General features: G+C 65.0%; 17 protein-coding genes. 6 read left to right on the top strand and 11 right to left on the bottom strand.

Annotated elements, in window-relative coordinates; translation table 11 throughout:
- Positions 1 to 106 precede the first annotated feature (106 nt).
- Together pepN and QP415_RS04615 are read right to left on the bottom strand one after the other, a co-directional pair.
- Complete coding sequence (gene pepN, locus QP415_RS04620; RefSeq protein ID WP_285099044.1) at positions 107 to 2,671, bottom strand: aminopeptidase N; 2,565 nt, start codon at positions 2,669 to 2,671, stop codon at positions 107 to 109.
- 115 nt (positions 2,672 to 2,786) lie between these two features.
- Complete coding sequence (locus QP415_RS04615; protein WP_285099043.1) at positions 2,787 to 4,820, bottom strand: M13 family metallopeptidase; 2,034 nt, start codon at positions 4,818 to 4,820, stop codon at positions 2,787 to 2,789.
- A 266-nt stretch (positions 4,821 to 5,086) separates the two neighbouring features.
- Here QP415_RS04615 and glpA point away from each other — a divergent pair, with 266 nt between their 5' ends.
- The 4 genes from glpA (at position 5,087) to QP415_RS04595 (ending at position 10,019) form a co-directional block, all read left to right on the top strand.
- Entirely contained in the window at positions 5,087 to 6,673 is a 1,587-nt protein-coding gene (glpA, locus tag QP415_RS04610) for an anaerobic glycerol-3-phosphate dehydrogenase subunit GlpA (protein WP_285099041.1), read from the top strand.
- Positions 6,670 to 7,920, top strand: a complete 1,251-nt coding sequence (gene glpB, locus QP415_RS04605; RefSeq protein ID WP_285099039.1) for a glycerol-3-phosphate dehydrogenase subunit GlpB — start codon at positions 6,670 to 6,672, stop codon at positions 7,918 to 7,920. Before glpA ends, glpB begins: the two co-directional genes overlap by 4 nt.
- Complete coding sequence (locus QP415_RS04600) at positions 7,917 to 9,200, top strand: anaerobic glycerol-3-phosphate dehydrogenase subunit C (protein ID WP_048677611.1); 1,284 nt, start codon at positions 7,917 to 7,919, stop codon at positions 9,198 to 9,200. The genes glpB and QP415_RS04600 overlap by 4 nt, the downstream gene beginning before the upstream one ends.
- Positions 9,201 to 9,263: 63 nt before the next feature.
- Positions 9,264 to 10,019 (top strand): SDR family oxidoreductase, encoded by a 756-nt coding sequence (locus QP415_RS04595; RefSeq protein ID WP_048677612.1) that lies wholly within the window; start codon positions 9,264 to 9,266, stop codon positions 10,017 to 10,019.
- Between the two features lie 85 nt (positions 10,020 to 10,104).
- On the opposite strand, the gene QP415_RS04590 is transcribed toward QP415_RS04595, so the two are convergent.
- Positions 10,105 to 11,148, bottom strand: a complete 1,044-nt coding sequence (locus QP415_RS04590; protein WP_285099037.1) for a hypothetical protein — start codon at positions 11,146 to 11,148, stop codon at positions 10,105 to 10,107.
- Positions 11,149 to 11,348: 200 nt separating this feature from the next.
- Between QP415_RS04590 and QP415_RS04585 the strand changes: the two genes are divergently transcribed.
- Positions 11,349 to 12,068, top strand: coding sequence for a hypothetical protein (locus QP415_RS04585; RefSeq protein WP_285099035.1), 720 nt, complete (start codon positions 11,349 to 11,351; stop codon positions 12,066 to 12,068).
- Between the two features lie 42 nt (positions 12,069 to 12,110).
- Here the strand turns inward: QP415_RS04585 and QP415_RS04580 are convergent, their stop codons facing one another.
- The 8 genes from QP415_RS04580 to QP415_RS04545 all read right to left on the bottom strand — a co-directional run bounded on the left by QP415_RS04580 (position 12,111) and on the right by QP415_RS04545 (position 21,965).
- Positions 12,111 to 12,911 carry a sulfite exporter TauE/SafE family protein gene (locus tag QP415_RS04580; protein ID WP_285099033.1) on the bottom strand — a complete coding sequence of 267 codons (801 nt, stop codon included), beginning with the start codon at positions 12,909 to 12,911 and terminating at the stop codon, positions 12,111 to 12,113.
- A complete protein-coding gene (locus tag QP415_RS04575) occupies positions 12,908 to 14,173 on the bottom strand; it encodes an anaerobic sulfatase maturase (RefSeq protein WP_285099032.1) in 1,266 nt (421 codons plus the stop codon). Before QP415_RS04575 ends, QP415_RS04580 begins: the two co-directional genes overlap by 4 nt.
- Complete coding sequence (locus QP415_RS04570) at positions 14,170 to 15,387, bottom strand: ROK family transcriptional regulator (RefSeq protein WP_285099030.1); 1,218 nt, start codon at positions 15,385 to 15,387, stop codon at positions 14,170 to 14,172. Before QP415_RS04570 ends, QP415_RS04575 begins: the two co-directional genes overlap by 4 nt.
- Before the next feature lie 153 nt (positions 15,388 to 15,540).
- Positions 15,541 to 17,061 carry a sulfatase-like hydrolase/transferase gene (locus tag QP415_RS04565; RefSeq protein WP_285099028.1) on the bottom strand — a complete coding sequence of 507 codons (1,521 nt, stop codon included), beginning with the start codon at positions 17,059 to 17,061 and terminating at the stop codon, positions 15,541 to 15,543.
- Between the two features lie 42 nt (positions 17,062 to 17,103).
- A complete protein-coding gene (locus QP415_RS04560; protein WP_065422123.1) occupies positions 17,104 to 18,549 on the bottom strand; it encodes a sugar porter family MFS transporter in 1,446 nt (481 codons plus the stop codon).
- 310 nt (positions 18,550 to 18,859) lie between these two features.
- A complete protein-coding gene (locus QP415_RS04555; protein ID WP_285099026.1) occupies positions 18,860 to 19,981 on the bottom strand; it encodes a hypothetical protein in 1,122 nt (373 codons plus the stop codon).
- Positions 19,982 to 20,094: 113 nt separating this feature from the next.
- Positions 20,095 to 20,958: a TIGR03943 family putative permease subunit gene (locus tag QP415_RS04550; RefSeq protein WP_285099025.1), complete on the bottom strand. Its 864-nt coding sequence runs from the start codon at positions 20,956 to 20,958 to the stop codon at positions 20,095 to 20,097.
- Positions 20,955 to 21,965 carry a permease gene (locus tag QP415_RS04545; protein ID WP_285099023.1) on the bottom strand — a complete coding sequence of 337 codons (1,011 nt, stop codon included), beginning with the start codon at positions 21,963 to 21,965 and terminating at the stop codon, positions 20,955 to 20,957. Before QP415_RS04545 ends, QP415_RS04550 begins: the two co-directional genes overlap by 4 nt.
- A 394-nt stretch (positions 21,966 to 22,359) precedes the next feature.
- Here QP415_RS04545 and ileS point away from each other — a divergent pair, with 394 nt between their 5' ends.
- Positions 22,360 to 25,635 carry an isoleucine--tRNA ligase gene (ileS, locus tag QP415_RS04540; protein ID WP_285099021.1) on the top strand — a complete coding sequence of 1,092 codons (3,276 nt, stop codon included), beginning with the start codon at positions 22,360 to 22,362 and terminating at the stop codon, positions 25,633 to 25,635.
- Positions 25,636 to 25,684: the final 49 nt, after the last annotated feature.

Here is a 25,684-nt window from a genome sequence, read left to right as displayed (position 1 = left end):
CCCGGATTCTTCCTGTCACAAGACTTTCAAGAAGTGACAGTACGGGTAAACAGACGAAGGGGGCGTGGCCGTGTGGCCACGCCCCCTGACGTCGTTGTGAGGCTGATCAGCCCGCATCCACCGCCTGGTTGGCGATCTGACGCTCACACACGTCGATGAGCTCGCGGATGATGCGGATCGTGCCGGCGGAGGCATCCGCGTGAGCTTCGATCCAGGCCTTGCCGGAAGCGACCACGTCGACCTCGGGGGCGTAGCCCGCGATGGCGTTCGGGAACAGCAGCGTCGTGAGGTCTTCGGCCGTGTGGAAGGTGAAGGTCTCCCAGATGCCCGCCAGCGCTTCGAAGTATTCGCCCACGTAGGTCGCGTAGGCCGACGGGTTGGTGCGTGCCTGCGCCCAGAAGCCCGAGATCATCGCCCAACGGGTGTCGTTGGGGATGGAGGTGTCGGTCAGGACCTTGTCCCACACGTCGGCCTTGATCCACTCACCGGCGCGAGCCGCTCGAGCGGCGGCGGCATTCTGGTGGCCGGTCATCGTGTCGTCGGTGGCCTCCAGGGTTGCGATGTCCTCCTCGGTCGCAGCATTGCCGCGCACGAGGGCGATCAGCAGGCCCCACTTGAGGTCAACGTCGAGGTCCAGGCCGTCCAGGGTCTGGGTGCCGTCGTAGAGGGCGCGGATGGCTTCAAACTGCTCGGTGCTGGTCGCGTTGCGGGCGGCGGCAGCGACGAGCATGCGCTGTGCATCGGAGCCGGAGGCAGCGGTGCGCGCCAGGAGGAGCAGGCGACGGCCCGTGTCCTCGGCGGCGTCAGCGCGGAACTCGGGTGCGACGAAGGTGCGCACGGCCTCGTCGATGTGACGCAGGGTGAGCGTCAGGAGGCTCATGTTGTCCTCGACGGGCACGGCGCGCAGCGCCAGGTTCAGGTAATCGCGCGCCGGCATCTCGCCGTCACGGGTCATGTCCCACGCGGAGGCCATGACGACGCCGCGGGTCAGTGAATCCGTGAACTTGGTGATGTTAGCAACCGCGAACGCCAGGGACTGCTCGTCGAGGCGGACCTTGGCGTAGCCGAGGTCGCCGTCGTTGACAAGGATGAAGTCCGGACGAGCGATACCCGCAGCAGCTTCGACCACCGTGGAGGCGCCGTCGACATCGAGTTCCTCGCGGAAGACCTGCGCCAGCGTGCCCTCCTCGGTCAGCGAGTAGCCCGCCACGCCCATGCGGTGCGGACGCAGGGAAGCACCCTCGGAGAAAGCTTCCTGCGTGATCTCAAGGCGCTCGATCGTGCCGTCCTCGGCCGTGGTAATGACCGGACGCAGGAGGGTGACGCCGGCTTCCTCCAGCCAGACCTTCGACCACGAGGCCAGGTCTCGGCCCGAGGCCGCGGCCAGCTCGGAGAGCAGGTCGTCCAGCGTCGCGTTGGAGTAGGAGTGCTTCGTCAGGTACTCGTGCAGGCCCGCGAAGAACGCGTCGCGTCCCACGTAGGAGACGAGCTGACGCAGCACGGAGGCACCCTTGGCATAGGTGATGCCGTCGAAGTTGACCTCAACATCGGCCAGGTCGCGGATCTCAGCCGTGATCGGGTGGGTGGTGGGCAGCTGATCCTGCTTGAGGCCCCAGTCCTTGCGGACCATGAACCCGGTCCAGCCCTCGGTGTACTTGGTAGCCTCGGCCAGAGCCAGGTGGCTCATGAACTCGGCGAAGGACTCGTTGAGCCACAGGTCGTTCCACCACTTCATGGTGACAAGGTCACCGAACCACATGTGCGCCAGCTCGTGCAGGATCGTGTTGGCGCGAGCCTCCATCTGAGCCTCGGTGGGACGCGTACGGAACACGTAGGCGTCGCGGAAAGTCACGCAGCCGGCGTTCTCCATGGCGCCCGCGTTGTATTCGGGCACGAAGATCTGGTCGTACTTGGTGAAGGGGTAGGCGATGCCGTACGCGCCCTCGAAGAACTCGAAGCCGCGTCGAGTGATGTCGATGATTTCGTCGGCATCCAGGTGCTCAACGATCGAGGCGCGGGCGTAGACACCCAGGTCGATCGTGCGGCCGTCGGAGGAAGTGAGTGTGGCCGTCGTGCCCTCGTAGGGGCCTGCGACGATCGCCGTGATGTAGGTCGACATCACCTCGGTGGTCGCGAAGCGGTAGATCCAGGCCTCGCCCTCTTCCTCAGGGGAAGGGGTCGGAGCGTTCGAGAAGACCTTCCAGCCCTTGGGGGCCTTCACCGTCAGCGTGAAGGTGGACTTCAGGTCGGGCTGCTCGAAGGTGGTGTACACGCGGCGAGCGTCCGGAACCTCGAACTGCGAGTAGGTGTAGGCCTGGCCGTCGGCGGGGTCGACGAAGCGGTGCAGGCCCTCGCCCGTGTGCATGTACTGGCAGGACGCCTCAACTTCAAGGACGTTGTGCTCGGCCAGGTTCTCCAGCGCGATGCGGTTGTCCTGGTGAACCGTGAAGGGGTCCAGGGCGTTGCCGTTCAGCGTGATCGAGTGGACGTTGTTGGACACGAGGTCAGCGAACGTGGAGGCGCCTTCGCGCGCGTCAAACTCGATGCGGGTGAATGAACCGAAGTCGGTGTCTCCGCGCGTGAGGTCCAGTGAGATCTCGTAGCGGGTCACAGAGGAAATGATCGAGGCTCGCTCGGTCGCTTCCTCGCGAGTCAGGTTCAGGCCTGGCATGGGGTGCCTTTCCGTCGATGGAATGGGGGCGCTGTTGCGCTCAACATTCCTATGTTGTCATGTGTTGGGGGTGATTGCGCGGGGCGCGCCGAAATTTGTCGGCTGGGACACGCTTCTACCAGATGGTGACGCGCTGGGAGGGGTCGAGCCACATGTCGTCGTCAGAGGTGACGTCGAATGCCCGGGCGAAAGTGTCAAGGTTGCGAAGTACCTGGTTGCATCGGAACTCTGCGGGGGAGTGTGGGTCGATTGCCAGCATTTGGCGCGCAAACTGGGGGCGCGTGGCCGTCCGCCAGGCGCGAGCCCACGAGTAGAAGAAACGCTGCGGTCCCGAGATTCCATCGATGACGGGCGCCGTCTGGGGCGTGAGGCCCTGCTCTGCGAGCGTGGAGGCCCAGGCCTTCCATGCGATCGTCAGACCGCCGAGGTCGCCGATGTTCTCGCCGATCGTGAGCGCGCCGTTGACGTGGGGGAGAGCGCGTTCAGTGTCCTCGCCCGCCTCGGATTCCTCGTTGTCGTGCTGCTCGAGGAGGATTGCGGGGGTGAGGGCGTCGTACTGCTCGATAAGTGCGTGAGTGCGTTCTTCGAAGGCAGCGCGGTCCTCGTCCGTCCACCAGTTCGATAGGTTTCCCGCTCCGTCGTAGCGCGACCCCTGGTCGTCGAAGCCGTGACCGATCTCGTGGCCGATCACCGCGCCGATTGCACCGAAGTTCACCGCGTCGTCAGCCTCGGTATCGAAGAATGGGGGCTGGAGGATCGCGGCGGGGAAGACGATTTCGTTCTGCGTGGGGTTGTAGTAGGCGTTGACCGTCTGAGGAGTCATGTACCACTCGTCGCGGTCGACCGGGCGGCCCAGCTTGGCCCATTCGCGGTCGGTGGCGTGGGCGTTGGCGGCGCGCACGTTGTCGACGATGGAAGCCTTCGGATCCAGGTGCAGGGTCGAATAGTCGCGCCACTTGACGGGGTAACCGATCTTGGGGTTGAAGGTTGCCAGCTTGTCGAGCGCTTTGACCTTCGTGTCTTCGCTCATCCAGTCGAGGCCGCGGATCGACTCGCCGTAGGCATCGAGGAGGCGGCGCACCAGTGAGTCCATTGCCTCCTTGGCGTTGGGCGGGAAGTGGCGTGCAACCCACGCGCGGCCCATGGCCTCGCCCAGGTAGGCCTCGATGAGACCGAGAGCGCGCTTCCAGCGCGGACGCAGCTCTTGCGTGCCCGACAGCGTGCGACCGTGGAAGTCGAAGTTTTCGTTCACGAAGTCGCCAGAGAGGAGGGAAGCGTGGCAGTCGATGGCCGAGGCGCTCAGCCACTCCTTGAGGACGGACAGGTCGGTGGTTGCCCACAGGGTGGCGGCGGCCGACAGGAAGTCGGGCTGGTCGACGTTGACGACGAGGCCGGCGACGGGCATGCGTGCGCCTCTCGCCCACGCGTCCCAGTCGAATCCGGGTGCGAGCGTGGCGAGCTCCTCCCACGGCGTGGGGTTGTCGGAGAGCAGGGGATCACGGTTGGTCACGGAGTCGCGGTGGTGTGAGGCGAGCGCGGTCTCGAGCTCCATGATGCGCGTGGCCGCTCCTTCGGCGTCGTCCACGCCAGCGAGGGCGAGGAGACGAGCGGTGTGCGCGACGTAGGCCTGTCGGATCGGTGCGTAGTCCTCTTCGCGGTAGTAGGCCTCGTCGGGCAGTCCGATACCTGACTGGACGAGGGAGATCATGTAGCGGGAGGAGTCGTGGGGGTCCGTCCCCACGTATGCGCCGACGAGGCCTCCGATGCCCTCGCGCATGAGGCGGCCCATTTCGCGGGCGAGTTCCTCGTGGGTGGCGCACGCGTTGATCGCGTCGAGGTCGGGGCGCAGGGGGGTGGCACCGGCTGCCTCGATGGTGTCTTCGTCGAGGAATTGGGTCCACAGGGTGGCGATGCGATCGGCGTCCGGATCGTCCAGGGTGCCTGCCGCCGCGTCTTGAGCAATTGCTCGGGCGTACTTTTCTGAGGCGTCGCGTAGCGCGTGGAAGGCCCCGTCCATGGGGCGATCCGCGGGGATCGTGTGCGTCGCCAGCCAGGTGCCGTTGACGTGGCGGTAGAAGTCGTCCTGGGGGCGCACCGTCGAATCGGTGTACTCGGTGTCGAGGACTCGTGCCAGCAGTGTATTCGTCATGCCTTAACTCTAGGGGGAGAGGGGCCGATGGCGTGGGATGAGTGTCCACGGGGCGTGAGTCATCCGAAATTACGTGATGTGCATGGTGTGTAATTCCCTGTTTTTGCTCAGAGTTGTGCGGATGAGTGCGGATGTCGTTTTGCGAGCGCGGCACCGTGCACATATGTGCAGAGTCGTGTGTGCATTCGTGCAATCGGGCTCATAAGGCGCATGATGGAGGCAGCAATGAGGCACTTCCTCATCAACAGGTGAAGGGATTTTTAACGGTGAAGACACTTCGCACTGACGTGTGTGTCATCGGTGGCGGATCCACCGGTGCCGGCGTCGTCCGCGACGTCGCCATGCGCGGCTTCTCAGCCGTCCTCGTCGATCGGGCCGATATCGCTCAGGGAACCTCGGGTCGCTTCCATGGCCTGCTCCACTCGGGTGGTCGCTACATTGCGTCCGATCCCGAGTCGGCCACCGAATGCGCCGAAGAAAACGAAATCGTCAAGCGCATCAACGCCAACGCGATCGAGGCCACCGGTGGCCTCTTCGTGGTGACGGCCCACGACGATGAAGAGTACGCGGACCAGTTCCTGGCTCGTGCAGCGGCTGCAAAGGTGCCCGCCGCGGAAATCTCCATTGCCGAGGCCCTGCGCCGCGAACCCCGGCTCGATCCGCGTATCAAGCGAGCCTTCGAGGTCCAGGACGGCACGGTTGATGGCTGGCAGATGACCTGGGGAGCGATCCGCTCCGCGCAGGCATACGGGGCGCAGGTCCTGACCTACCACCGCGTGACCTCCGTCGAACGCGAGGGCGATCGCGTCAGCGCCGTCATCGTTCACGACGAGCGCGGCGGCGAGGACGTGCGCATCGAATGCGGGTTCGTCCTCAACTGCGGCGGCCCCTGGGCCGGACAGATTGCTGCCATGGCCGACTGCCACGGCGTCGACGTTGTCCCGGGCGCCGGCATCATGATCGCCATGAATCACCGCTTGAGCCACTCAGTCATCAACCGCTGCGTGTGGCCCGCCGACGGCGACATTCTCGTGCCCGACCACACCGTGTGCATCATCGGCACGACCGACCTGAAGGCCGACGACCCGGATCGCCTGTCGATCCCCGCAGACCAGGTCCAGCAGATGCTCGACGCCGGTGAAGCCATGATCCCCGGCTTCCGCAAGTCCCGTGCCGTGCACGCCTGGGCCGGAGCACGCCCCCTCGTCAAGGACTCCCGAGTGTCCGCGACTGACACCCGCCACATGGCGCGCGGCATGAGCATCATCGACCACAACACGCGCGATGGCGTTTACGGCATGCTCACCATCGCGGGCGGCAAACTCACCACCTACCGCCTCATGGCCGAGCGCATTGTCGACATCATGTGCGAGGAGATGGGCGAGCAGCGCGCCTGCAAGACAGCCGACGAGGCCGTCCCGCCCGCCAAGGAAGCGCGCCTGTACACGATCGGCCACCGCCTCGACAATGTCGAATCGCGCAACGAATCCCCCTCCCACGAGCAGATCATCTGCGAGTGCGAGATGGCCACGCGCGCCATGCTCGAGAACGTCATGGACACCCTGCCCAAGGGTCAACTCGACGACGTGCGTCGCCAGATGCGCCTGGGCATGGGCCCCTGCCAAGGTGGCTTCTGCTCTCAGCGAGCCGCGGGCATCGCCCACGAGCGTGGAGACATCGACTCGATGCGTGCCAACTCCCTCCTGCGTCTCTTCCTGAAGAACCGCTGGATCGGCCTGTGGCCCATCATGTTCGGTAAGCAAGCCAGGCAGGCAGCACTGGACGCCTGGATCCACGAGGGCACGCTCGACGTCGAGCACCTGCCCGCACCCAGCGAGGAGGTTGTTCGATGAGAGACGTCGTCGTTATCGGCGCGGGCCTGGCAGGCCTGGCCGCAGCAATCAAGGCAGCTGACGCAGGCCTGAGCGTCACCCTCATCACGAAGGGCATCGGCGGCATCCAGCTCGGCACGGGTACGGTCGACATCCTCGGCTACCGTCCCGAGCCGGTCGAGGCGCCCCTCGAGGCGCTGGAAGCCCACGTGGCCTCCCGCCCCACCCACCCCTACGCGCACGTCACCCCCGACCACGTCGGTGCATCCGTTGCGTGGCTTCGAGACCTGGTCGGTTCCGATGTGCTCATCGGCGATGAGGCCCGCAACGTGCGCATCCCCACCGGTGTCGGTGCGCTGCGCCCCACCTGCCTGATTCCTCCCTCCATGGAGGCCGGCGTCCCCCAGGCGGGCGCCCGCTATGCGATCGTGGGACTGGCGCGCTTGAAGGACTTCTACCCCAGCCTCGTCGCCGAAAACCTGACGCGACAGAACGGCCCTGACGGCGCACCGATCAAGGCGCGCGCCCTGTCCGTCGACTACGTCGTGCGCGAAGGAGAGGTCGACTCGACCGGCACCAACCACGCGCGCAGCCTCGACCGCGAGGAGAACCGCGCGCGCTTGGCAGACCAGATTCGTCCCCTCCTGGAAGATGGCGAGATCGTCGGCCTGCCCGCCGTCCTCGGCCTCGACGACCCGAACGCGTGGCGCGACCTCGCGGACAAGCTCGGCCACCCCGTCTTCGAGATCCCGATCCAGCCCCCGTCGGTGCCCGGCATGCGCCTCAACGCGCTGCTCACCCGCATCGCCTCATCCAAGTGCCGCGTCATCCTCGGATCCCCGATCAAGGCCGTGCACACGGCAGACGGACGAGTGAGCGCCGTCGAATACGCCAGCGCGGGACGTCCCACGGTCGTGGAAACCCGCTCCCTCATCCTGGCCGCCGGTGGCTTCGAATCCGGCGCCCTCGACATGGACTCTTACGGAACCGTGCGCGAAACCATCTGCGGTCTGCCCGTCATGGGTGCCTCCGGACAGCTCCTACACGCCGACTTCTGGGGTGAGGACCAGCCCCTCTTCCTGGCCGGACTCGCCGTCGACGACAACATGCGCGTCCTGAACGAGGAAGGCACGCCCGTGTGCCCGAACCTGTACGCGGCCGGAGGCAACCTGGCCGGCGCCACCCGCTGGCGTGAAAAGAGCGGTGAAGGCATTGCGCTGGCCAGCGCGCTCGCGGCCGTCGACTCGATCGTGGAGGAACTGAAATGACTCTGGAAATGTCAACGTTGATGGGACCAGGCGTGGAGGAAGAGGACGTCTTCGCCCTCGCCGGTGACGCCGCGCTGCGCGCGAGCCTCGACTCCTGCGTCAAGTGCACGATCTGCGAGACCCAGTGCCCCGTCATGCGTGTCACCGACCTGTTCGCAGGCCCCAAGTACTCCGGTCCACAGGCCGAGCGCTTCCGCAAGGGCGGGCAGATGGTGGACAAGTCCATCGACTACTGCTCCTCCTGCGGCACCTGCTCGCTCGTGTGCCCCCAGGGCGTGAAGGTCACCGAGATCATCCACCACCGCCGCACGGCGATGAAGGAAGCGCACGGTATTCCGCTGCGCGACCGTCTCATTGGTCGCACCTCCCTGATCGGCACCATGATGACCCCGGTCGCCCCGATCGCGAACTGGGCTCTGGACGTCAAGCCGATCCGCATGGCGATGGAGGCCGTCATCGGTGTGCACCGCTCGGCCCCCATGCCGCGCGCGTATGGTCGCACCTTCGAGTCCTGGTTCAAGAAGCACACGCCGCTGCCGAACTCCGGCACGCGCGGCCAGGTGATCTTCTTCCACGGCTGCGCCGGTCAGTACTTCGAGGTCGAGACCTCGATCCACTCGGTCATGGTGCTCGAGCACCTGGGATACGAGGTCCTGGTCCCCAAGCACGGCTGCTGCGGCCTGGCCCTGCAGTCCAACGGCCTGTACGACGACGCGCGCAAGTACGTCTCCAAGCTGACCAACGATCTGCGCAGTGTCAATCGCGATGCGCCGATCATCTCCGCGTCTGGCTCGTGTGGCGGCATGCTGCGCCACGAGGCCCACGAGATCCTCGAGATGGACACCCCGGAGCTGCGCGACGTGGGTGCCCGCACGTGGGATATCAGCGAGTTCTTGCTGCACCTGTACGACAAGGGTGAACTGGACACGAACTTCCAGCGCATCGACGTCACCATCCCGTACCACGCCCCCTGCCAGGTCAAGTCTCAGGGGCTGGGCAAGCCCGCGATCGAGCTCATGAGCCTGATTCCCGGCGTGACCGTCAAGGATTCCGAGCAGCCCTGCTGCGGTATCGCGGGCACGTACGGCATGAAGAAGGAGAAGTACGCGATCGCCCAGGCTGTGGGCGCCCCGGTCTTTGACTTCATCAAGCAGGTCAACGCCGAGCTGGCCGCGTGCGATACGGAGACGTGCCGCTGGCAGCTACGCACGGCCACGGGCGCGAACGTTGTCCACCCGATCTGGCTGATCCATAAGGCCTACGGCCTGCCCAACGGCTGAGACACCAACGAATATCCCCGGGCGCGCACGACGGTGTGTACCCGGGGATATTACTGTTGAGCTATGAGCAATTCTCGCCGCGTCGTCGTCACTGGAGCCTCCACCGGAATCGGGCAGGCCACCGCCTGCCTGTTGGCGAAGCGGGGGTGGAGGGTTGTCGCCGTGGCCAGGCGCCGCGAGCGCCTGGAGGCCCTCGCCGCTGAAATTGGCTGCGAATACTGGGCGGCCGACCTCACGGATGAGGCGCAGGTGGAGGAGATGGCCGCACACGTCCTGGCGGGCGGCCCCGTGGACGCGCTGGTCAACAACGCCGGTGGGGCAATCGGCGTGGACCGCGTCGCCGACGGCGATCCTGCTAGGTGGAGCGCGATGTTCGAGCGCAACGTGCTCACCGCCCTGCACTGCTCGCGCGCCTTCCTGCCGGGGATGCGCGAGCGCGGGGGAGACCTCGTCTTCCTGACCTCGACCGCCGCCCACGACACCTACCCGGGAGGCGGCGGGTATGTCGCCGCCAAGCACGCCGAGCGCGTTATTGCCAACACGCTGCGCCAGGAGCTGGTGGGCGAGCCCGTGCGCGTCATTGAGATCGCGCCGGGCATGGTGCGCACCGAGGAGTTTTCGCTCAACCGACTCGGCTCGAGGGAAGCCGCTGACCGCGTCTACGAGGGAGTCGCCGCCCCACTCGTTGCCGAAGACGTCGCCGAGGCGATCGTGTGGACTCTGGAGCGCCCCTCCCACGTCAACATCGACTCGATGATCGTGCGCCCGGTAGCACAGGCGACGAACACCCTCGTGGCCAGGAATACCATCGGACAATAGGTCCGCTGAGTCTGTCGCATACATGGGACGAGGCCGGGGCCGCTCGCGCGATGGGGTGCGCGTCGCGGTCCCGGCCTCGCGTCTTCTACTGAGTCCAGCCCAGGATGCGCACGACGCCCGGGACGTCGTCGGTGGTCGTCGTGATCTGGGTGGCCTCGCCGCCTGTGACGGGGGCGACGAAGAGGTGTAGTGAGAGGTCGGAGTAGGGGTCCTTGGGCGACGCGTACAGTGCCATCTGCGTGCCGTCGGGGCTCACGGCGAGCCATCCCTCGATGGTGTGAGTGCTCTCCAGGCTGGGCAGGCTGACCTTTGTCCAGTTAGAAACGAGCAGTGTCTGGTCCTCCGGGGTGGTCTGGGCGAGAGGCGTGCCCGGCTTGGAGTAGATGGTGCCTTGGTCGATCGTGAGGCACGTGCCGTCGGGGGTGACGGCGTTCGCGCCGAAACATCCGACGCCGGCCTCGTTGGCGACCCACACCGCAGTTTTGGTGCGATGGATGGACAGGTCGGGCATGACTTGGAATCGCGCGTAGTTTTCGACCGTAAAGTCGGTGGGAACGGCCTCGGGGGCTTCAGTTTCTGAGGGGAAACGGTAGATTGTGCCGACGCGATCCGATGCGGCGTCCTTGTCGATGTGGGCCACGTAGATGGCTCCGTCGGGGCCGAATTGGGCGAAGTGATTGGACACGGGGGTGTGTCCGCTCGGCGTCGGGATCGCGTCATTGAGGACGGTGATCGTGCCGTTCGTGGAGACCACGGCTACCTTTTCGTTCTCGCCCTCGTCGTTCGCGACGATCATGCGTGAGAAGTCGGGGGAGTAGCACTGCATATTCTCACACATGTACCCCGGTGCGGACAGATACTCGCTTGGGAAGGTGAAGGTACGCGTCGCCGTGATCGCGCCCGATTGCGGGTCGATGGCCCGCACGGTGGTGACCGTCGTGTCGATGCCGTCGTCGGCGGCGGCGAAGATAATGCCGGACATGGGCGCGGTCGACGGGTCTGTCGCAGCCGCGGAGGAGGCCTCGGTGCTCGCGGCGGGGGTGGAGGGGGTCGAGGCTGACCCACAGGCGCTGAGAGCGAGTGCGGTTGCCGTGGCAAACATGATCGTGGGGAGGGATTTGATGGACATTTGTCACCTCGTGAGTGGGATCGTCGGGTGGCGAACGTTGCAGGATAGTTGTGAGCTGACAAATAAATCAAGCTCCAAAAAGTGATGTGCAACACCTGTTATTTCATAGCGTTTTCACAGTTTCGTCATAACGTCCGCTTATGTGTCGCTCCTAATCTGCGAGGCAATGATGCACACATCAGCAGAAAGGAGCGTCCCCCATGGCGGACGACAACAAGAACCCGGCAGGTGACACCGAGCGCACCTCGATCCTGCCCCAGTCGGAGGCACAGAGCGCAGATCAGACCGAAGTCCTGCCCACTCACGTGTCCCAGGCGGAAACGGCACAGATGCCTCCCGTCACCCAGCAGGAAATCAGCAATGCGTTTGCTGGCACGCCCCTGGAGTCCGTCGCGGGATCTTCTGACGACGACCTATCGGGTGACGAGGCCGTGGCAGCTAGCGCCGCGACGCTCGAGCCTGCACCGAAGAAAACCTCGTGGGGCAAGCGAGCGGCCATCGCCGGAGCGGCAGCTGCCATCCTCTCCGTCGGCTTCGGCGCGGGCATCATTACCCATGCCGCCGTGATGGGGGATGGACAGGACTACTACGAGCAGGGATACGAGGACGGCTCCAACGATCGGGGTAACGGGACCGAGGATGAGGATTCCGGTCGCGGAAGTGATCAGCAGGGTCCGGGTAACGGCCAGCAGCAGGGGCCCGGCGGCCAGCAAGGTCCCGGTAACGGTCAGCAGCAGGGTCCAGGTGGTCAGCAGGGGCCTGGTAATGGCCAGCAGCAGGGGCCGGGCGGTGAGCAGGGCGATACCGGTAGCACCCGCCCGGGACCCCCTCCGGAGGGTGGTCGAGGCCCCGGCAGCAAGCCTGGAAGCCAGGGGAGTGCTGACACCTCAACCGAGAATGAGGGGTCGACCGCCAGATAAGCGATGAGGGCGCGCGAGACAGCATCTGTCTCGCGCGCCCTTTCACGCGAGGGTGGCTACGAGGGTCGAGGCGGCTACGCCTACGAGGAGAGCTGCAAAAACGAGGCCGAGCACCCGGTTCGACACTCTCTTGGTGAGCTTGGCTCCCACGATGCCGCCTCCCATGGATGCTGCGGTGAACAGCGCGACCATGACCCCGGCCTCGGCGGTGATCGTCAGGGTTCCGGCGAGCGTGCGCGAGGCCAGGCCGAAGGCGGCGGTGATGACCATGACCAGCAGTGACGTGGCGGATGCGCGTTTCATCGGGTAGCGCAGCGCCAAGTGCAGTGCTGGGACGATGGCGAACCCGCCGCCGACGCCGAAGAATCCCGTGAGGAAACCCGTCAGCGTCGCCAGGGCGACGACGCGGAACACGGTCGCGAGCGTCCAGGAACCCTTGTCGTCGCAGGTGGCCCCGGCCTCGTCCGAAGAGGAAGGGACGGATGTGCGCAGCTGGGAGCGCACCATGAAGACCGCGACCGCTCCCAGGAGCGCGCAGAAGGAGAGCATGAGGGTGCGCGCCGAGACGAGCGGACCGAGCGTTGACCCCGCCCATGTGCCGACGAGGCCCGCGAGCGCGAAGATCGTTCCCTCGCGCCATGCGACGTTGCCGCTGCGAGCGCGCGTTGCCAGCGAAACGGCGGCTGTCAGCCCCACGATGATGAGGGACAGGCCCGTCGCCTGGTGGGGGTCTTGGCCGAGGATGTAGACGAGGATCGGTACCGACAGAATGCCGCCACCTGCGCCGAGTGAGCCGACGACGATGCCGACAAATGCGCCGATGAGGAGCGCTTCAATGATCATTGGTGATTCCGGGTTGACGTGGACAAGGAAAGCCCGAGTGTGGAAGCGACTGTGGGATCCATGATGTCCGAGGCTGGCCTGCCCGCTGCGATCAGCATGCCCATCGCGCGTAGGGCGGGAGTTGCGTGCTCGTAAAACGCCCGGTATCCCTCGCACAGGTAGTTGTGCGCGGTTTCGCCTCGGCGGACGAATCTGTCTTTCGGGCATCCGCCCCAGCACAGTCGCAGGTGCGGGCAGGACCGGCACTCCGCATCGAGGTCGGGCTTCAGGCGTGCAAAGTCGCGCATCTTGTCCGATGTTGCCAGCTGCGCGAATGATGAGGAATTGATTGAGCCGACCAGCCAGTCCGGCTCCACCCAGTGATCGCAGGCGTACACGTCGCCGTTGAACTCCATTGCCATGTTCGCACCGCATTGGGGCGCGTGGACGCATACCGTGGCCGATCCAAAGAGAGCTGAGAGGGTCGAATCCACGTCCTGGATGAACACCTCGCCCACGTCTGATGCGATCCACTGGTCGAACACCTCGCACAGGAAACGCCCGTAGGAGGCAGGGGATGTGGACCGGCTGGTCACGCAATCCCCATCCTGTCGGTACAGGAGCGCGGAGGTGCCAGACCTCCAGCCGCGCTCGGCCTGGGCCAGGTCGGCGGCGCGCACGCGCTCCACAATGGGGATGAACTGCAGGTAGCGGGCACCGAGGTCGCCGCGGAAGTAGCGGTACACCTGCTCCCCGTGGTCCTCGTTCGCGGCGTTGACCGTGCACAGGATGTTCGTCTCTACGTCCGCGCGGGCGAGTGCCTCCCAGCCGCGCACAACCATCGCGTGCGTGCCGCGCCCGCCGCGGTTGAGTCGGTAGGCGTCGTGCAGGGGAGCGGGCCCGTCGATGGACACACCCACGAGGAAGTTGTGGTCTGCGAAAAAGCGAGCCCACTCGTCGGTTACCAGCGTGCCGTTCGTCTGCAGGGCGTGACGCACGCGCTGGGTGGGGCGACGGTAGCGCTCACACAGCTCCATGAGGCGCTCGAAAAAACCGAGGCCTCGCAGGGTAGGCTCCCCGCCCTGCCACAGCATCGTGACCTCGCCGTCGGGACTCGACTCGAGAAAGGCCTCCACGTAGCGCTCCAGGGTCTGCTCCGACATGGTCTGCGCAGCCGCGTTGTAGAGAAGCTCTTTGGACAGGAAGAAACAGTACTGGCAATCCAGGTTGCAGGCGGCTCCCGTCGGCTTCGTGACAACGGAGAATGGGATCGAGCGGGTCACGGCCTGCCTCCGCGATCGGTGCGCGTGCGCATTGACGAGGCCGACCCCACCTCACGGGTCGGAGCATCCTCAGCGTAACGGGGGAGGGGAACCTCATCTTCGGAGGGGTGAGCAGCGATGTACGCGCTGGCCTGAGCGGCGCCCAAGGGCCCCAGCGATGCCCCCACGACATCGATGTCCCACTCCATCACGGGAAGGAGCTCCTTGTACATGGAAGCCGTAATATCGGCCCGCAGAGAGGGAAAAGCGTCGACGACCTCACCCGCCACGATGATGGCTCGCGGATTAATGAGGAGCGCGGCCGAGCCGAGGACGTAGCCGACAGCCTCGGCCGCCCGGTCCAATGCCTCGCGCGCACGTGCATTGCCGGACAGGACGGCGCCGCGTAGCTCCGCAATGTCACCAACTCCAGCGCTCTCACACAACGCCGGAACGGAGGCCAACGTCTCCAGGCAACCGCGCTTGCCGCAGGCGCAGGGTGAGTCATTGGCGCCCACCGTCATGTGTCCTAGTTCTCCGGCCAGGCCGCCCGCTCCGCCAACCAGGCGGAAATCGGAGACGACGCAGCCGCCCACGCCACCCGACAGGCGCAGGTAAATGAACGATGACATGTCCGCTCCTGCGCCCCACATGGCCTCCGCGAGCGCAGCCATGCGCACGGTGTTATCAACCACTGGAGCGGGAGACCACCAGCGACGCGTCAGAGCTGCGAGTTCTTCCACGCTCGGGTACGCATCCGAGGACAACCTCGCGTTACGCCCCATCGGAATTGGAACTCCCACACCCACCGCGCGCACGGTCGACGTGTCAATACCCTGACGGGCCGCGCTCGCGGCCAGTGCTTCACAGGTTTGCTCGAGAGAGAGCTGGAGAGACGGGGAAGCGGGGGAAACGATATGGACAGCGGCAAGGACCGCGCCGCTGCGCGAGAGCATGACGCCCGCACACGACGTGCGCGTGACGTTGAGGCCGACGCAGTGGGCGGCCGATGAGTTGAGGGTGAGAAGCTGGGTGGGGCGGCCTCGTCCGGGGGCATTCGTACGCACCGGCGTCACCGATCCCTCATCGAGGAGGGTCGCGAGCGCGCGCCCCAGGTTTGTGCGCGAGGTGTCGAGTGCTTCGCACAGCTGGGAGCGTGTGGCCGGGGCTTTGGCCAGGTGAGCGACGATGCGGTCTTCCAGGGTTGGCAGGGGGCTGCGGGTGGGGTAGTGCATGTCTCTCCTTCCCGGCGCTTCGTCGTTGATGTCCGGTCGGTGCGTTCCGGCCTCGTTGATACTTTCTATGATACGCGTCACTGCGTGGGGTGTGCAGAGGGCGCGTTGCCTCGGCGGCGGAAAGTTGCATGTTCCCGCCGCCGAGGCGTTGCGTCAGTCGCTCGTGACCTCGTCGAGGTCGGAGCGAGCCGTGTTCACCAGCGGGATGTCGAAGTCCGTCATCGCCGCCATCCACTTGGCGAAGGAGTGATCCCCGCGCTCACGCAGCTGCAGGTAGAGGTTCGTGGCCAACTCCCTGCGGATCTCGTCGTAGACGGGCACGGGGTACACGTTGTTCATCTCGGCCGGATCCAGACGCAGGTCGTAGAGCTCGTTGATCGACTCGGGGTTGATGACGAGCTTGAAATCCCGCGTGCGCAGCATGCGCTGCTGGAGGGGGAAGTGATGGCCGTGGAACTCGCACACGATGTCCTCGCGCCAGCCCTCGACGTCCTCGCCGCGCGTCAGGTCCACGATCGAGCGGCCATCCTCGACCAGCGAGGTGTCCAAGCCGGCGATGTCCAGGACCGTGGCCGGCAGGTCGATGAGGGAGACGAACGCGTCCGAGCGGCCCACCGTCGAGACGCCGGGGATGTGGGCGATGAACGGGACGTTGTAGATGTCGTCGTACATCATCGGGCCCTTGTCGTTGAGGCGATGCGAGCCCGTGAACTCACCGTGGTCCGCGCAGAAGAACACCGCCGTGTCGTCCAGGATGCCCAGCTCGCGCGCCACGTCCATGATGCGTCCGATCTCGAAGTCGATCATGGCCGTGTAACCCCAGTAGACCGCGATGAGCTTCTTCCACTGCTCGTTCGTGAACGAGGACGTGGACCAGTAGGTCGCGTAGTTCTCCTGAATCGGGGGCTTACCGATGAGGGAGTCGCCGAAGTTTTCCGGCAGCTCGACGTCATTGGGATCAATGAGATCGAACCACTCGTCGGGCAGGAAGTAGGGCAGATGAGGCCCGAAGAAGTGCACGTCGAGGCAGAAGGGCTGAGAAGAGTCCTTCCAGTCGGCCGCGTACTCGCGCAGCTTCTCGATCGCACGGTCCGCCAGGAAGCGCTCGAAGGTAGCTTCCTCGGGCTGGTCAAGGCGCGCGGCGATGATGTGGCCGTCTCGTCCGCCGGGCAGCTTGCCGCGCCACAGGTCGTGGGCGCGCACGGGCGGGAGGTTGTTGGCCTCGAGCCAGGCGACGTACTTTTCGTTGGCCACCGGGTTTTCGGCGCCCCAGTAGGTGTCGTCGTCCGCGCCGAACTTGTCGGGCAGATTGTAGCCGCAGTGGTACTTGCCGACGATGCCGACGTTGTAGCCGGCGTCACGCAGCTCCTGCGTGTACGTCCACGTGCCCTCGGGGATCGAGACCTGGTAGGCGATGTTCCACTCGGGGTTGGCCAGCACCTGGTGCTTGCCCGGGCGCTTGCCGGTGAGCAGTGAGGCGCGCGCCGGCGTGCAGATCGCGGTCGGGGTGAAGCAGTGGGTGAAGGCGAAGCCCGATTCGCCCATCGCGTCGATGACGGGGGTGCGCGCGTGTGGGTTGCCCAGGCAGCCGATCGTGTCGGTGCGGTGCTGGTCGGTCATGATGACCAGGACGTTGCGCACGTTATCGGGAATATCCCGCGTGTTGTCAGTCATTGCAATGCCTTTTCGTCGTTGAAATCAGGGGATGGGCCGCTGCTACTGGGCGACTACCTTGTCCATGTCCTCAAGTTCGGCGCCGCTGGTCTCGGTGAGGAACTTCGCCGTGAAGATGACCGCGAGGACACCGAAGGCGCAGTAGATCCAGTAGGTGCCGGCGGGCGACCAGCCGATGAGGAAGGGGAAGAGGAGAACAACCAGGAAGTTCACGAGGAAGTCGGCGCCCGAGGCGAGCGACATGGCGCCACCGCGAATCGAGTTGGGGAACATCTCTCCCATGACGATGGAGAAGATGGGGCCCCACGAGGAGGTGAATCCCAGGAGGAAGGTGCACAGAGCCGCGACCGCCAGGAATGCCAGGACGGGGGAGTCTGCGACGTCGGGCTTGCCGTCGACGGTGGGGGCGATCGTAAAGACCGTTGCCACGACGCCGAGCGACACGAAGATGAGCGTGCCTCCGTAGATGAGCATGCGCTTGCGGCCCACGCGGTCCACCAACATGATGCCCGATAGGACGCCGACGATCTTGAACGCGGTGATGAGCAGCGTCTGGGCCAGGGCCATCGACTCGGTGAAGCCGACGGCGGCGAACAGGGAGTTCGAGTAGAAGAAGACGCCGTTGATGCCGGTGAGCTGCTGGAATGCGGCGATCGCCATGCCGACGAACACGAGGCCGCGCCACTGGGAGGACAGGATCTGTCCGATCGACAGCTTTGCGCCACCCGTGATCGTCAGGGACTGGGTGATGGCCGTGACTCGATCAGCAGGGTCTTCCTCGCCGGACAGCTTGGCCAGGATCTGCTCGGCTTCCTTGGTGCGCCCCACGGAGACGAGGTAGCGCGGAGACTCGGGGATCTTCGCCGTGAAGATGACGAAGAGGAGGGCCGGGATGATGAGGCACGCGAAGAGGACCTGCCAGGTCATGAGTCCGCCGAACGCTGGCTTAGCAGCACCGCCCGTGATCGAGACGACCGCCGTGTTGATGAGGCCAGCGAAGAACAGGCCCAGGATGATCGCGAGCTGACGGAAGCCGATGAGACGTCCGCGGATCTCAGCGGGAGCGATCTCCGCAACGTAGCCGGGGGCGACCGTGGTCGCGGCGCCAAAACCGATGCCGCCGACGATGCGGGTCAGGAGCAGGAAGGGGTAACCGAAGCTGCCCAGGAGGGGAGAGATGGGGCCGAGGAGGGCCTCGAAGAGCAGGAAGGGGCCGACCCACATGAGCGTGGTCTTGCGGCCGATCTTGTCGGAGATGCGTCCCGCGGCGAGCGCGCCGATGAGGCCGCCGATGACGCCCGCTGCGCCTGCAACGCCCTGCAGGATTGGGCCAAGCTCGAAGGTGGATCCCACCGCCTTGATGGCGGCGTTGAGGACCATGCCTTCGAATCCGTAGAAGAAGGGCCCGAGGGTGGCGATCAGAGCGAGGGACGTCGCGTAGCGCCTCGCTTGCTTTTCGCGGGGAGTAAGTGTTGTTGTCGATGACATGTCTTCATCCTTGAAGGTGAGATGGTGCGCCCGCGCCTGCCGTGTGCGCTTCATTCACCGTACGCGCGCCATTTTGTGTCAGAGGTAACGGGCATAAACAATCTAAGTGATCCGCATCACTATTAATTGTGCATTTAGCGCGACTGAATCACAAACTCCGGATTCGGCGCATCGGTCACCTCAACCGAATCGGCATCGATGCTGAACGGCTCCACCTCTGAGTGCGTCGCTCCAGTCGCCTCAACAATCACGCGCTCTCGGATAGACGTGGATTGTGGGGGCGGTGTTCACCTCGCGACGAATGGTGGGATCAGTCGAGCCAGGCGACTGGACCATAGCCGTTGATACCGTCATCCACGACGGGGATCGTGTGATCGCCGGTCCCATCAACGTTGAGGATGTGCAGATAATAGTCTGTATGCGTTTTGTCCCACATGACAAACGCGAGCTGCTGAGCGTCGGGACTGACAATAATCCTGTAGCCGTCGAACAGTCGATATTTCCTCGGGTCGTCGTAGGGTTTGTAGAGACTCTTTTCCTCGTAGTAGTAGCCCTGCTCCACTTTGATGCGAGTAGCAGCGTCCGTCGCGGTGTAGCTGAAGATTCCGAGGCGGTCGTCTAGGTCGAAGCACTTGTTATCTTTTGAGATGCTCGAGTTGATGGTTGCGCACAGGTGGTTCACGTCGTTTCCTTGCGCCCATCCCGTATCTATGTCCGTCGTGAGATCTGTTCCAGCCAGCAAATTGAGATGACGATCTCGGGGGTCTGACGGTTCGATAGTGAGCACGAGTTCCGGCGTTGAGCTGCCGATTGCGACGCGATAATACATGGAGCGTGTGCCGTCATCTTCAAGGTATTCCCGCATGAAGTAGAAGTAATTGTCGGCTGAGAAGGTTGGGGCAGTATCGTAATACTCTGCGTCTTTGTCGAGGAGCGGCACCATGGCAGATACGTCCGTGATGTTATCGTCGGTATCGTAGTATCCGACGTGCTCGGCAGACGTCAAACTCTTGGCCCATATGCGCGTGTGGTACGAATAATCACGGGAATAGCAGTCGTTAAAGGCGCAGTCGTGGCCAGTGATGAAATCGTCGTTTTCGTCGACAGGTTTCGATCGAAAAATGCGCATGGCGACCACCTGCCCCGTGGTGGGGTTGATTGCTCGGAAGCGTGCGTCAGTTCTGCGAGGGTGATAGGGGTCGACGAGGGAGTCCCCGATGATGAGTCCGTGCATCGGTTTGTCCTCGAGCGGGTCGCGAGCTACGGTGCTCGGCGACGGGGAGGCGGGTTGTGCGCTCGGTGTCGTGGGCGTAGGTGTCGTCGTGGTCGCCGGGGATGGTGCTGCCTCTGGCGCAGTGGTCTTGGGAACGCAGGCGCTCATTGCGAGCACGCAGGAGAAGGCGAGTGTGACGGCGAGAGCGTTGCGGAACATGGCGACCCTTGGCATGTAACTGTTGATTCGATGGATGAGAGTATACGTATCTCTGACCGCGCGCGGGGCTGTTTGGAGATATGAGCCGACGCCCGGATTGTCGCCTCAGCATGTCAGCGCGACTGAACCACGAACTCCGGATTCGGTGCATCGGTCACCTCAACCGAATCAGCATCGATGACGAGCGCCTTCGTGCCGCGCAGGCGCAGCGTACCGCTCACGTGAACCCAGCTATCCGCCTCGGGCGCGGGGCCGGACCATCGAACAACGAAACCAATCGGGTATGCGTCAGCAGCACAGCACCAGATGGCCATGCGGGCCACCGCGAAACTGTCATCCTCCGTCACGCGAGGAATCGACGCCTGTGCGCGAGCCGCCTCCGGGCTCATCACAAAACCGACGAGATCGATGTGATCACCGTCGTGCGCGCGCCCGTGAGCGATCAACTCCTCAACCTGATCGTAGAAGTTATCTGTCGTCAGCTCCAGCTTCCCCGACGACGAGGCCGATGCGGCGTCCCCGCTCTGCGGAGTAGTAGGAGTAGTAGCGGTGGGGGAGGCCTCCCCCTGGGTGGTGGAAGTCGACGCAGAGTCGTCCCCATCGTCTCCAGCGTCGACACCGGGGCTCGTGCCTGCGTCGGCCGCGCGAGCGTTCCATGCGGTCGATGCCAACTCCGAGGGAGAGACTCGGAAAGGAAGAACGAGGAGAGCACTCGCAAGGAGCGCCACAAGGGTGCGCGAGAGGGCGCGATGAGTATGAGTGCTGTCGGTGTGCTCGTGGTCGCTGGAGCCGAGCCGAGCGGACAAGGCAAGCGAGCATGCGAGCAGACAAACTCCCGAGGCGATAATCCCGAGACGCGCGGAAGACGGGACGAACGACGCATAGCGACCCGACAGTGACAGCCATAGCAAGCCAGCGCCGAGGCAAGCCAACGACAAGGACTCGGCGACCGGGGCCAGACGATCCACAACCTTCACGACAGCACCCCCGCCCACCAAGCACAGCCGATCACGGCGGCAGCAGCCACGCTCACCGTCACGAACAAGCGGACCACAAACGCGCCCCGGAACTGGGAGGCCAGGAGCGCCACGTTCTTCACATCCATCATTGGCCCGTACACCATGAAACCCATCAGCGCGCCAGTGGGCGCCAACGAAGCGAGAGAACGGGCAATCACTGCGTCAGATGATGAACACAGAGACAACGCAAAACCGGCACCCATCATCAGGGCCAGTGCAGCGGGAGCGGGAAGCCCCGCAAGCAGAGCAGACACCGGCCACAGCACTTGAGCCAGCGTCGACGCCGCAACGCCACCCAGCAGATACGGGAGAATCCTGCCAAAAGACTGCCCCGTCGCGCCCAGCACGCCCGAGAAGGATCGATCCGGCACCGCACAGTCACCCGCGCAGCCGCACGCGTCGCCGTCATGGAAGGCACCATCCGCCCGCAGCGCTCGCGGAGAAGCAACCAGCATCGACAGACCAACCGAGAGAGCAACAATAACGCTCAGTCCGATACGCGTGGCGACCAATGACCACGAGCCAAACGCGTAGTAGGTCGACGCAATCACCAGCGGGTTGATAGCGGGAGAAGCCAGCATGAGGGTCGTGGCTGCCGAGAGTGGCACACCCTTGCGCAACAGGGAGCGGAAGATCGGTACCGCCGAGCAATCGCACACCGGAAGCAAAAAAGCGACGATGAGTGCTGTCGCTACGGAAGCGAGCGGGTTCGTCGGAAAGACGCGAGCGATCAGAGCGGGGGAGACGAAAGCCTCGATGAGCTCAGCAACGAACACGCCCAGGAGCAAGAAAGGAATCGCCTGCAGCGTCATGCCGACGGCGATCGTTGCCGCTCGGCCGACGGGTAGACCTGTTCCAGACAGAGTCCCCTGCGCCGCCCACACGGCGACCAACGCAATGAGAAACAGTACGCCAATGAACGCACCCCAGGGGCGCGCAGGGCGTCTCGTATCCGTCGAACTCACCCCACAACTCTAGGACAGGAGGCCCAAGCCTCCACGGTCACGCGCCGACCACGGCCCACCAGACCATCGTCTGCGCGTGCGTCGCCGAGCGCTCGCGGGTGCGCTGTGGGCAGGCAGACGTTCCGCCCGGTGGGCGCCGCGCATTTTCTTCGCTACACTTGTTTCTCGCTATGATCCGGCCCGCTCCAGCGGGGTATCACCGGGGAGCATCCGGAAGAAAGAGGAGCGCGAAAGCCAGCCTGGGCCTCGTTCCCTCCAGTAGAACCGGACGGGAGGGCCCGACACAGCCCCAACGAAGCGGCCGCGCCCAGTGTGGGAGCGGCAAGCGGGGTGGTACCGCGGGTGCCGGCGACGCCGGTCCTCGTCCCTGTATAGGCGCGAGACGAGGACACTCATGACGAAGCACGGCTTCTACCCCCGCCACCGGCAAGACGAGGTGGACCCCAGCCCTTCCTTCCCCACGATGGAAGAGGGCACCCTGGCGTTCTGGGCCAGCAACGACACCTTCCGCAAGTCCATTGAGATGCGTGACGCCGGCGAGCATGGCTCCAACGAGTTCGTGTTCTACGATGGCCCGCCTTTCGCCAACGGCCTGCCCCACTACGGTCACCTCCTGACCGGCTACGTCAAGGACGTCGTGGGCCGCTACCAGACCATGAAGGGTCACCGCGTCGAGCGCCGTTTCGGCTGGGACACGCACGGCCTGCCCGCCGAGCTCGAGGCCCAGCGTCAGCTCGGCATCGAGGATGTCACCGAGATCACCCGTGAAGGTGGTGTCGGTATCGAGGCGTTCAACGCTGCCTGCCGTTCCTCCGTGCTGCGCTACACGAAGGAATGGGAAGAGTACGTCACCCGCCAGGCCCGTTGGGTGGACTTCGAGAACGACTACAAGACGCTCGACATGTCCTACACCGAGTCCGTGCTGTGGGCTTTCAAGCAGCTCTACGACAAGGGCCTGGCCTACCAGGGTCACCGCGTCCTGCCCTACTGCTGGAACGACCGCACGCCTCTGAGCAACCACGAGCTCAAGATGGACGACGACGTGTACCAGGACCGCACCGACAACACGGTGACGGTTGGCCTGCGTCTGGAAACCAAACTGCGTGAGGACTCGGCGCGCCCCGAGCTGGCGCTCATCTGGACGACCACGCCCTGGACGCTGCCCTCGAACTCGGCCGTCGCTGTGGGCCCGCAGATCGAGTACTCGCTTGTCGAGGTTGCCTCCGACCACGAGGGTAACCTCGCCGGCGAGCGCGTCCTCATTGCCACCGACCTGATCCCCGCCTACGCCAAGGAACTCGGCGAGGACCCCACCGTCGTCGCGACCTACCAGGGCCATGAGCTGGTGGGCATCCACTACCACCCGATCTACGACTACTTCGACACCCCCGAGCGTCGCGCTGAAGGCGGCGCCCCCGGCCCCAACGGCTGGTCCATCATCGCCGCCGACTACGTGACGACCACGGACGGTACCGGCCTCGTCCACCAGGCTCCCGCATTCGGTGAAGACGATATGTGGACCTGCATGGAGTACGGTATTGGCCTCGTCATGCCCGTCGACGAGGGCGGCGTGTTCACGTCCGAGGTGCCCGACTACGAGGGCATGCAGATCTTCGACGCGAATCGCTACGTGGTCGCCGACCTGCGCGAGCAGGGTGGCCCGATCGCGCGCCGCGCCCCCGAGATCCGCGCCGTGCTGGTGCGCGAGAAGTCCTACGTGCACTCCTACCCGCACTGCTGGCGCTGCCGCAAGCCCCTCATGTACAAGGCCGTGTCCTCGTGGTTCGTCCGCGTGACCCAGATCCGCGACCGCATGGTGGAGCTCAACCAGGAGATCACCTGGACCCCCGCTCACACCAAGGATGGCATCTTCGGCAAGTGGCTGGAGGGTGCCCGCGACTGGTCGATCTCGCGTAACCGCTTCTGGGGCGCGCCGATCCCCGTGTGGGTGTCGGATGATCCGGCCTACCCGCGCACGGACGTCTACGGCTCCATCGCGGAGCTTGAGGCCGACTTCGGCGTGAAGGTCACGGATTTCCACCGTCCGTTCATTGATCAGCTCACGCGCCCGAACCCGGATGACCCGACGGGCAAGTCGACGATGCGTCGTATCTCCGACGTGTTCGACTGCTGGTTCGAGTCCGGTTCGATGCCCTTCGCGCAGGTGCACTACCCGTTCGAGAACCAGGACTGGTTCGAGAATCACTACCCGGGCGACTTCATCGTCGAGTACATCGGTCAGACGCGCGGCTGGTTCTACACGCTGCACGTCCTGGCGACCGCGCTCTTCGATCGCCCGGCGTTCCGCTCCTGCGTCTCCCACGGCATCGTCCTGGGTGACGACGGCCTGAAGATGAGTAAGTCGCTGCGTAACTACCCGGACGTGGCCGAGGTGTTCAACAAGTACGGCTCCGACGCGATGCGTTGGTTCCTCATGTCGAGCCCGGTCGTGCGCGGCGGCAACCTGATCGTCAAGGAAGAGTCGATCCGCGATACGGTTCGCCAGGTGCTGCTGCCGATCTGGAACACGTACTACTTCTTCACGCTGTACGCGGGTGCCTGCAACAAGGGTGAGGGCTACGAAGCCAAGCGCATCGATCTGTCCTCGCCCGAGGCCGTGGCCGCGCTGGTGCAGATGGATCGCTACCTGCTGGCCCACACCCGTACCCTGGCCGAGGACGTGCGCGGCGCGCTGGACGCCTACGACGTGGCCGGCGCGTGCGAGGCGGTGCGCGACTACCTCGACGTTCTGACGAACTGGTACGTGCGTACCCAGCGTCAGCGCTTCTGGGACGAGGACGCCGCCGCCTTCGACGCGCTGTACACGGCTCTCGTGACGCTCATGGAGCTGGCGGCGCCCCTGCTGCCGCTGCTGAGCGAGGAGATCTGGCGTGGCCTGACGGGTGGGGAATCCGTGCACCTCGTTGATTTCCCCGTCATCGACGAGGCCGTGGATGCCCCCGAGCTGGTTGCCGCCATGGATGAGGTTCGCTCCATCGTGTCGGCTGCCCACGCGCTGCGCAAGACGCATCAGCTGCGCGTGCGCCAGCCGCTGGCGTCCCTGCAGGTCGTCTCCGAGCACTTTGCGGCCCTGGAGCCCTTCGCGGAGCTGATCGCTTCCGAGGTGAACGTGAAGTCCGTGGTGTTCTCCGCTCCGGAAAACTCGGGCCTGAGCGTTCGCACCGAGCTGGCCCTGAACCCGCGCGCTTTCGATCCGGCCGTCCGTAAGCTGACGAGCCAGCTGTTCAAGGCGCAGAAGTCCGGGCAGTGGGAGGTCGCGGACGGCGAGTGCCGTTTCCCCTCCGTCGAGCTGGACGGGGCGCCGCTGGTGCTCACGGGTGACATGTTCTCCGTGTCCACCTCCGTGGACGCCGCCGAGGGCCAGGTCGCGGACGTGCTGGCGTCGGGCACCTTCGTGGTTCTCGATACTGAGCTGACCCCCGAGCTTGAGGCCGAGGGCTACGCCCGTGACGTCGTGCGCGCCGTTCAGGACGAGCGTAAGAACGCGGGCCTGCACATCGCGGATCGCATCGACCTGTCGCTGACGGTTCCCGCCGCTCACGTGGCCGACGTGGAGACCTGGCGCGACATGATCGCCGCTGAGACCCTCGCGCTGTCTCTGACGGTCGAGGCCGGCGACAAGCTTCACGTTCGCGTCGCCAAGCACTGAGTGCTGTTACTGAGGTGGGCGGGGACGATCCCGGCGCTGCGTCGCATGC

It is taken from the genome of Pauljensenia sp. UMB3104, from assembly GCF_030217285.1.
In the GTDB taxonomy this organism is placed as follows: Bacteria; Actinomycetota; Actinomycetes; order Actinomycetales; family Actinomycetaceae; genus Pauljensenia.
This window is presented reverse-complemented; position numbering and strand designations above follow the sequence as displayed.

Coding starts and splice junctions, on each gene's coding strand:
- pepN (WP_285099044.1), bottom strand. CDS start 2,671: ATGCCAGGCCTGAACCTGACTCGCGAGGAAGCGACCGAGCGAGCCTCG.
- QP415_RS04615 (WP_285099043.1), bottom strand. CDS start 4,820: ATGACGAATACACTGCTGGCACGAGTCCTCGACACCGAGTACACCGAT.
- glpB (WP_285099039.1), top strand. CDS start 6,670: ATGAGAGACGTCGTCGTTATCGGCGCGGGCCTGGCAGGCCTGGCCGCA.
- QP415_RS04600 (WP_048677611.1), top strand. CDS start 7,917: ATGACTCTGGAAATGTCAACGTTGATGGGACCAGGCGTGGAGGAAGAG.
- QP415_RS04595 (WP_048677612.1), top strand. CDS start 9,264: ATGAGCAATTCTCGCCGCGTCGTCGTCACTGGAGCCTCCACCGGAATC.
- QP415_RS04590 (WP_285099037.1), bottom strand. CDS start 11,148: ATGTCCATCAAATCCCTCCCCACGATCATGTTTGCCACGGCAACCGCA.
- QP415_RS04585 (WP_285099035.1), top strand. CDS start 11,349: ATGGCGGACGACAACAAGAACCCGGCAGGTGACACCGAGCGCACCTCG.
- QP415_RS04580 (WP_285099033.1), bottom strand. CDS start 12,911: ATGATCATTGAAGCGCTCCTCATCGGCGCATTTGTCGGCATCGTCGTC.
- QP415_RS04570 (WP_285099030.1), bottom strand. CDS start 15,387: ATGCACTACCCCACCCGCAGCCCCCTGCCAACCCTGGAAGACCGCATC.
- QP415_RS04565 (WP_285099028.1), bottom strand. CDS start 17,061: ATGACTGACAACACGCGGGATATTCCCGATAACGTGCGCAACGTCCTG.
- QP415_RS04560 (WP_065422123.1), bottom strand. CDS start 18,549: ATGTCATCGACAACAACACTTACTCCCCGCGAAAAGCAAGCGAGGCGC.
- QP415_RS04555 (WP_285099026.1), bottom strand. CDS start 19,981: ATGTTCCGCAACGCTCTCGCCGTCACACTCGCCTTCTCCTGCGTGCTC.
- ileS (WP_285099021.1), top strand. CDS start 22,360: ATGACGAAGCACGGCTTCTACCCCCGCCACCGGCAAGACGAGGTGGAC.